Annotated in this window: 3 protein-coding genes and 1 tRNA gene; all 4 read right to left on the bottom strand. The window is 44.8% G+C overall.

Translation table 11 applies throughout. The annotated features are described in order from the left end of the window. Positions 1-7 precede the first annotated feature (7 nt). Positions 8-82, bottom strand: a tRNA-Asn gene (locus KJ869_11365). Positions 83-114: 32 nt separating this feature from the next. After that, a complete protein-coding gene (locus KJ869_11360) occupies positions 115-483 on the bottom strand; it encodes a four helix bundle protein (GenBank protein MBU1577784.1) in 369 nt (122 codons plus the stop codon). 74 nt (positions 484-557) lie between these two features. Beyond that, on the bottom strand, positions 558-1,655 hold the full coding sequence (rpoD, locus tag KJ869_11355) for an RNA polymerase sigma factor RpoD (GenBank protein ID MBU1577783.1): 1,098 nt from the start codon (positions 1,653-1,655) through the stop codon (positions 558-560). A gap of 520 nt (positions 1,656-2,175) precedes the next feature. After that, positions 2,176-2,928 (bottom strand): hypothetical protein (locus KJ869_11350; protein MBU1577782.1); only part of this gene is annotated, 753 nt, incomplete at its 5' end.

Below are 2,928 nucleotides of genomic sequence, written 5' to 3'. Positions count from 1 at the left end.
TCCTTACTGGCTCCCGGGGTCGGACTCGAACCGACAACCTAGCGATTAACAGTCGCTTGCTCTGCCATTGAGCTACCCGGGACTAAATTAATTAAGAATGAAGAATATCGAATGTCAAATTTTAGTAGCAGATGCTTGAGATTTTTTACGAATGGTTACCAATATTTTAACTAATTGTTCACACTCATCATACAACTCATCGCATCTGCTTTGATCTATGCCACTATTGGCCTTCAATAAATCTAACCAGTATAAAGTTTCTTTGCCTTCTTTTATGGCAACCGACAACTTATTTAGAAAATCTTTTCTTGTGGGAGAACCGCTGGCTTCAGCTAGATTAGCACCAATAGATGTACCGGATCGGATGATCTGTGTCAACATATTCTGGTTCAGAACATCACGACGCATCGATTGTACTGTTTGTAACAAAAGATGAGAAAAAACTCTCGCCCGTTTATAAATATCTACTCCCCCATTCTCCATTCGGAATTCTTAATTCTTCATTACTTCTATAGTATTCACTCCTTCATTCTTCATTCTTCATTCGTCATTCTTCATTACTTAAGGTAATCCTTTAGTCTTTTAGAATCTTTGGATTTTCTAAGCTTCATCAAAGCTTTGGCCTCGATCTGGCGGATACGCTCACGCGTGACGCCAAACTCCCTGCCCACCTCTTCCAATGTATGTGCCCACTCGCCATCCAAACCAAATCTCATTCTCAAAATCTTTTGCTCACGAGGGGTCAGCAGATGTAAAACCTTAGTTATATCGTTTTTCAGTAACTCGTAGGTCGAAGCCTCTTCGGGAGTTAAACTCTCTTCGTCCTTAATAAAATCGCCCAACAAACTGTCGTCCTCATCCCCTACTGATTTCTCCAGCGAAACGGTTTCCTGCGAGATCTTGAGGATGTGATTCACTTTCTCAACCTCTAGCTCCATCTCATTAGCAATCTCCTCCGGCGTTGGCTCACGGCCGAGTTCCTGAACCAATTGCCTTTGTGTGCGAGCCAACCGGTTCATAGTTTCCACCATGTGGACCGGGATGCGGATCGTTCTGGCTTGATCAGCAATCGCTCGAGTGATAGCCTGGCGAATCCACCAAGTGGCATAGGTTGAGAATTTAAAACCCCTGCGCCAGTCGAATTTTTCAACTGCTTTCATTAGGCCAATATTGCCCTCTTGGATCAAATCCAACAGAGACAAACCGCGGCCGATATATTTCTTAGCTATAGATACGACCAACCTCAAGTTAGCTTCAGCTAGTTGCTTGGACGCTAACACATCACCCTTTTCAACCCGTTTAGCTAATGCGACCTCTTCGTCCGCCTTAAGCAGAGGAACTTGGCCAATCTCTTTCAGATACATTCGCACCGAATCCTCGCTAATGCCTTCATCAGCCATCGCTGCCTCACTGAGGTTGATCTTCAACTTGCCACGCATCTTTTTGCTGGTAGCTTCCGTCTTTTTGCTGATCTTGTCTCCTCCACCAAGAGACCAAATAAGATCATCACGAACATCAACCACTTCAATGCCCTCACTGAACAGAGCTTTAAACAGAGCATCCAGTTGGTTAACTTTTCTCTCAACATCCGGGAAGGTGGTGTCCAGTTCTTGTTGAGTTACAAAACCCTGCGCCTTCCCACGCATAACCAACATGGCCAACTCTTCCGGAAGATCATACGCGATAGAATTTCTGCGTTTCTTACGCTTGCGTTCAGCATCATCTTCCGCAATAACGTCCACCAATTTGTCTTCAACTAACTTTTCCTCTTCTACCCTCTTGGCTACTACCTTCTCCCGCTGGGATTTACGGGTAATTTTCTTAGGCATCTGCTTTTCTGAAGGTTTTGCCTTCAACCCCGAGCGGAGCCTGCCCTGAGCCCGCCGAATGGGTCGAGGGACAACCTTTTTTCGGGGCTTCTTAGTTACTTTTTTCTTAAGTGTTTTTTTCACCTTAACTTTCCGTCGTACAACCTTACGCGCCGGTTTTTTCTTGGGTATGCGCTTGCGAACCAGTTTTTTAACCTGCTTCTTTTTCTTTGGAGTCCTCACCTTAGTAGCCCTCTTGGAAGCTACTTTTTTCTTAGTTGCTTTCTTGGCAGGTTTCTTTTTCGCCGCCTTTTTGGGTGCAGCCTTCTTTTTAGTTCTTGGCATATTACTATTAAAAAATTATTGTCTATAAATCTTTTAGCTCGTCCAGGAGCTGAGTAAGTTTTTCTTTGTCTTGTTTTTTCTCGGCCTCGGCGATCATCTCAACTAATTCCCGCCGTCGAGCCGAATAGGACCTCTGATTTAAAATGTTCAAATAAAATTCCAGTTCACGTTTGACCTCGTCTGGCGCCATCGCTTGATAATTTTGTTCGACCACCAACATAAGCTCAAGTAGGCTTGTTCTCTCATGGTCAGATATTTTCTTGAGTAGCGCCGACAGTTCAAATTTACTTCCCGCAGTATAGCACTTAGCAAGTGCCTCGTAAACGGCATTTGCCAGTCCAGAAGCCCACTTTATGCCTTTGCCTTGCTCCATCAACATACCCAACAGCTCTGTGTGAACCAGCGGTAAGGACACGGCTTGCTCCTCCATCCAAGTTGGCGACATCTCCTCGCCTGCCTTTTGGGGTTGGATAGAAGCTCGCCGCATCGGCTTAACTTTGTTTAAGGCATCATAGAGCACCTGTGGTTCAACATCTACTAGCCGGGCCAACTTCTTTAGATAATGGTCTTTCTCCACCGGGTCAGTCAGCTTGTTAATCACTGCCAATAGTTCGCGAGCAAGCTGCTTCTTCTGTTCTAATTCCTTTAGGTCGTACTTATTTAAAGCTGAATCAAAGTAGAAATCTAAAACCGGCACAGCACTCTCAACCGCTTTCTTCCACGCATCCGCACTTTCTTTAATAAGAGAATCTGGGTCCTTGTGTTTGCCCAGCAG

Source organism: Candidatus Edwardsbacteria bacterium (genome assembly GCA_018821925.1).
Lineage (GTDB): Bacteria > Edwardsbacteria > AC1 > AC1 > EtOH8 > UBA2226.
This window is presented reverse-complemented; position numbering and strand designations above follow the sequence as displayed.

Excerpts from the sequence above, each read along its gene's own strand:
- rpoD (MBU1577783.1), bottom strand. The coding sequence starts at position 1,655 with ATGTTGGTTATGCGTGGGAAGGCGCAGGGTTTTGTAACTCAACAAGAA.
- KJ869_11360 (MBU1577784.1), bottom strand. The coding sequence starts at position 483 with ATGGAGAATGGGGGAGTAGATATTTATAAACGGGCGAGAGTTTTTTCT.